Raw genomic sequence first — 5,319 nt, 5'->3', positions numbered from 1 at the left:
CATTAAGTGGGGAATAAAAGACCTTAATTTCTTATATGAGCGTCGATACTTAAGTTATTGAACCGCCGTATACGGAACCGTACGTACTGGTGGTGTGAGAGGTCGACTAGTCAATTAATGACTAGTCTCCTACTCGATTAGATAATTAACTCGGATAATCATTTCTCGATGCTAAAAACCAATTTAATGGAACTTACTCTTCATTTATCCGTATAAGTAAATAAGAAATTAAATCGAATTTGCTGATCGATAAGGGGGAATGAAATTGGATAAGAAGAAATTTGTTACGGAACAGCATTTAAAAACTCGAAATACCTTTCGCACGTTAGGTCCTATATTTTTATCTGCAGGGGCTATTTGTATTCTTGTGGCATTTATTGACTTTTTCACTTATGACCCATTTGACTCGGGGTTTGGACAGATTGGAGGGTTTGGAGAATTTGTCGAATTTGGGGATTTTGGAGGTCCTAAACTCTTTTGGTTATTTTTCTTAGGTGCCCCGTTGCTTTTTGTTGGAGCTGTACTAACGCAAGCCGGCTATGCTGGAGCCATTGCAAAGTATGGAAGTAGGGAGTATGCACCGGTTGCGAAAGATACTTTCAATTACTTAGCTTCTGAAACAAAAATCGGGGTAAAAGAAATCTCTAAAGCCATTCATGAGGGGACAAATTCAACTCATTCTATTACCTGCTCAAGTTGTAGCGAAAAAAATCAAAGCGACGCAAAGTTTTGCAATCAATGTGGAGATAAATTGTTGCAAATTTGCAACCACTGCCAAAAAGAAAATTCGAGCGACGCCATTTACTGTAACTACTGTGGAAAATCACTTTAATGGGACGTCGGGGACAGTAAAACTGTCCCACTGTCTATTCGAACAGAAAGGTGGGACAGAAAGCCTGTCCCCAATGTCCCACTACCCGCTATAGCCGCTTAAAACAGCTTCATTTGTCCATCTATGGCATCATGATTTTTTTCCTCTAACACCCGATACCCCATAGAGCGATATCCTTTTAATCTTTTTTCAAACATTCCGTTGAATAATCCCACTTTATGATCTACATAGTCAATTACTTTTACTACTGATTTATGCTCATGTAATCGATGAAGTCTACCCACATACTGTTGTAATGTACCTTTCCATGAAATTGGCATTGTTAGAAACAATATATCAAGTTTTGAATGGTCAAAGCCTTCACCGATATATTTTCCAGTTGCAATAATTAATCGTTCTTCATCATCTTTTAAATTTTTAAGCTTGTTTAATAATTCTTGGCGTTCTTTTTCTTTCATCTTTCCAGTTAATAAAAAAATATTTTTAGCAAACCCCTTAAATTTCGAGGCGAGCGTATGAGCATGTTCAACACGCTCAGTTAGTATTAGTGGAGTTGATCCTTCCTCTAAAGCTTGTAAAACATCGTTGAAAATCATCTCATTTCGTGAGTGATTGTTTACTAATTCTTTATATAATGATTGGATATTCATTTCCTTTTCCTCTAATCTACTTTTAAAATTAGTGAATTTTGGGGAAAGAATGTAGTCATATGGTTGATTTGATTTTTTACTTTTAGCACTCACCTTATAACGGATAGGTCCTAATTGCATGTTCATTATTGGTTGAAGTCCATCTTTACGAGTTGGAGTTGCAGTCAATCCTAGAATATATTTTGCTTCAACCTTTTTCAAAACTTTTTCAAAACTAAAAGCAGATATGTGATGACACTCATCTACAATAACTTGCCCATACTGAGTAACCAAATCTTTTATTTCACCTTTATAATTAAGACTTTGAACAGTTGCAACATCTATAATTCCTGTCGGTTTATTTTTTCCACCACCGATTTGACCAATCTCCTGTTCTTTCAAATCTAAAAAGGTAGACAACTTTTCCTTCCATTGATCGATTAATTGTTTTCTATTCACTAGAATAAGAGTACTAGTTTTACGTTTGGCAATTAATGAAGCTGCAATTACCGTTTTTCCAAAACCTGTTGTTGCAGATAAAATACCAGTTGGATTTTGCATTAGTTGACTTACGGCTTCTTCTTGTTCCGTTCTTAATTTGCCTATAAAATCCACAGAAAATGGTAATCCTTGATTTGTGGCATCTTGAAAATCTACTTCTATCGATAGATCATTTAGTAGCTTTATTAGATTCTCTTTACATCCTCTTGGAAGTACTATGAATTGATTGCATTCATCAGAACAAGAAATTACTCTCGGTATACCATAAGTAGCGTTTCTTTTTGCTTGTGCTTTATAAAATTCAGGATTATTGAAAGTGGCGAGTTCGATTAATTTTTGTATCAAATTAGATGGATGATTTTCTTTATTAATGATTAACCCATTTTTTTCAATAACAGTAATCCTTTTAGGCATATTTATGATGGTAGGAATTCCTATAGCACTTTCAACAGGCGGCTTTACTTTTTCATTATTTTTATAAAAATAATGGACAATTTCTTGTATTTTCTCTTCCGGTATCTTTTGTATACCCTTTAAATACTCCCATTGATTAGGGTAGGGGACAAAATTGTGGTCAACAAAAATACTATTTCCATTTTTTCTAGGCTCCTTTTGAAGCGGAAGGCCAATTAAATTTCCGAATCCACCTTTGGGCAGTGTATCTTGATTTGGAAACATCCTATCGAACGAATCCATGCCTAATTCATATCGCTTGGAAAGAGTTCGAGTAAGCAAGACATGACCAAGTTTCCTAATAAGAGAGGCTGATGTTGCCTTTTGCATGAATATCCAAACATGTGCTCCGTTACCTGATCTTGAACGTTCTATACTAGCTGGAACTTGTAATTCTCTACAAGTCGAAATGAAAGCTTGAACGTCCTGTTGCCAACTTTTTTTATCAAAATCAACTGCTAAGAACCAACTCTTTTCATTCTGTAAAAGTGGATAAAGGCCGATTGTATGTTTACCAACTAAATGGTCATAAATTACTTGGTCGGTTAATGGGAGAAGAGTTCTATGTGAGCATTCGGAGCATTTAATCGCAGGTTTTTGACAGATAGGTTTTTGCCACTCAAATTTACAAGCTGGTGTATAGCCGGATTTTCCGTTATTTGTTTCATACCTTTTTGCATAAACGTCTGTTCTACCTTTAAAAAGCTCATTAAATATTTGGATTCTTTCTTGGATTTTTTGTGTTTTTGACTTCACAAGTTCATTACTTTTTAATGTGGAAGGCGAGGATAAGGAAATGTTATTTAAATGTAAAATTGCCCTTAATTGCATATTTTCCTGTTTTAATCGATTACATTCTTGCAATGCCTTTTGGAGTTGATACTTCAGATTATCCATATTATCACCTAACTATATTTTTCCAAACTATTATATTTTTTATTCACAACCAACATATTAACTAATAAGTAGAGGTGGGTTCAATGATGAAAAAAGAAAAAACAAAAGAACAGAGAAAGTTGGACCGTGAGCTAGTTGAAAAGTATCATCAAAAAGTTACAGAAGAAGCATTAGAGAGACTATATGAAAGTTTTCAACAGTGGAAAGTAGGGCAGTTACATTATGGAGAGCTCACAGATCAGATTCATGAGTTTCATAAGTATAACCAAAAAATTTGGTCAAAGTTTAATAGACTTGGTTGGCGTGATGAAATTCTAATTCTTGAAGCAAAGAAAGAATTTGGATTATTAACGGAGGAAGAAGAATCATTTTTTATTTTTGATTCTAATGAAGAATGAATAGGTGATAATATGCTTTCATTTTTATTATCATACAATTACATTCGCTACCAAAAATGAAAAAAGCCACCAACTATATATAGTTGCTAACTCATATCTAATTAATTTTCTCTTCCACTTTATCCGCCAGGACTGGGACAGAAAGCCTGTCCCCAATGTCCCACTACCCGATCAACTTCCTAAGTGCAGTGACATACACATTGACAGCTTGTTGGTATAGCTCTTGTGAATGACGTACAACACGTTTTTGTGCAACGGAGGCATTGACTTCTAATACAATTAATCCTTTTTCCGTTTCGACGATATCAATATTGGCAAAACGTAAACCGATTGCTTTTCCTGCTTGGATGGCTAAAGAATGTAATCGTTCTTTAAGAAGTTCTGGTACATCTACAACTTGTGCGCCTTTTGACAGGTTGTTTTGAAGGTTTTCACCTTTTGTTTTTCCGTAAGACATGATGATTTCGCCGTCTAAATAAGTACATCTGTACTCAATCGGAAATTCGTAGTAAGGGCTAATTGAGATCTCAAGATGATTATTTGATAGTTCACCAATGGCAAGGGCTAGGTCTGTTTCATCGAATGCATAAAGTATATTTTTGCCACCGCCACCATTGTTTTGTTTCACAACTAAAGGAAAGTGGTAATTCTTTTGGACATTCAATAAAGTCTCTTTTGCACTTTCGTTAGAAAATTTATAATCTTTCGGTTTCAACAGAAAATGCTCAATGGCAGGCACACCAGCTTCAAATAGATATTTATAGCACATTGCCTTGTCTTTTGCGATAAATGAAGATTGGCTACTATTTAGCCCAATGTCATATCCTAATAACTCGTATCGTTCGGATGGATTGTACGGGTTTGTAAATCGTACTAACCAACCGTCGAATAAAAACTCCATGTTTAGCCCCAAAATTGTGGCTGTATCTTGCATAACGTTTTTAAATAATTCCTCATCTGATAAAAGATTAAAATCCGGCAAAATTAGCTGATGTGGCATACAACATTGTCCCTCTACCCTCATGTAGATTTTTGGAAATTCTAAACAAAACTGCTTTTTTTCTTTGATTCTATCACTTCTTTTCGCAAATACAATACACCTCATAACTACATGAGAAAAATAATTTTTAATGGGATGCCGGGTGGTGGTGGGACGCTGGGGACAGTAAAAGTGTCCCATTTAAAAACGTGGGACACTTTTACTGTCCCTAATGTCCCACTTACTATATTTATAGTATGTAATAATATATTCTTTAGAAAATTTAGTATGATGCATCGAACAAGAATCGTATATTTATTGTCTACAAAAGGTATGTAGAGAAATGAGCGAATTCGGTAATCTAAATAGGCTAAGCGAAGAACTATTTGATTTTCTTATAACGAAAAAAGGAACGGTCATTATTTATTACGAAGGGAAGCAAATAAAAATAGTTAAGGATAAGGAAGCTGTGCGTCATATGAGGGACGCTGGGGACAGTAAGAAGGCACTGAAAAACATCACCTAAATAATGGTAGATAATTATGTAGTCTATTAAAAGACAAAAAACCCCCAACATTTGGTATAATGGAATTAACTAGAAACCAAACCAAACTGGGGGTAATTTTATGC

4 protein-coding genes are annotated in these 5,319 nt (G+C 34.9%); 2 read left to right on the top strand and 2 right to left on the bottom strand.

What is annotated here, in order from left to right:
• Nucleotides 1-265 precede the first annotated feature (265 nt).
• The gene (locus tag ACOQFO_RS07315; RefSeq protein ID WP_421689031.1) at nucleotides 266-832 is read left to right on the top strand and encodes a zinc ribbon domain-containing protein; all 567 of its coding nucleotides are present in this window, start codon (nucleotides 266-268) and stop codon (nucleotides 830-832) included.
• A 98-nt stretch (nucleotides 833-930) separates the two neighbouring features.
• Here the strand turns inward: ACOQFO_RS07315 and ACOQFO_RS07310 are convergent, their stop codons facing one another.
• Nucleotides 931-3,312 carry a TOTE conflict system archaeo-eukaryotic primase domain-containing protein gene (locus ACOQFO_RS07310; protein WP_421689030.1) on the bottom strand — a complete coding sequence of 794 codons (2,382 nt, stop codon included), beginning with the start codon at nucleotides 3,310-3,312 and terminating at the stop codon, nucleotides 931-933.
• Nucleotides 3,313-3,398: 86 nt separating this feature from the next.
• Here ACOQFO_RS07310 and ACOQFO_RS07305 point away from each other — a divergent pair, with 86 nt between their 5' ends.
• Entirely contained in the window at nucleotides 3,399-3,710 is a 312-nt protein-coding gene (locus ACOQFO_RS07305; protein WP_421689029.1) for a hypothetical protein, read from the top strand.
• Nucleotides 3,711-3,873: 163 nt separating this feature from the next.
• On the opposite strand, the gene ACOQFO_RS07300 is transcribed toward ACOQFO_RS07305, so the two are convergent.
• Nucleotides 3,874-4,710 carry an ATP-grasp domain-containing protein gene (locus tag ACOQFO_RS07300; RefSeq protein WP_421689028.1) on the bottom strand — a complete coding sequence of 279 codons (837 nt, stop codon included), beginning with the start codon at nucleotides 4,708-4,710 and terminating at the stop codon, nucleotides 3,874-3,876.
• Nucleotides 4,711-5,319: the final 609 nt, after the last annotated feature.

The sequence above is a fragment of the Ureibacillus sp. MALMAid1270 genome (assembly GCF_049202975.1).
Lineage (GTDB): Bacteria > Bacillota > Bacilli > Bacillales_A > Planococcaceae > Ureibacillus.
The sequence above is the reverse complement of the archived record's forward strand: the minus strand, read 5'-3'. Positions and strand labels throughout refer to the sequence as shown.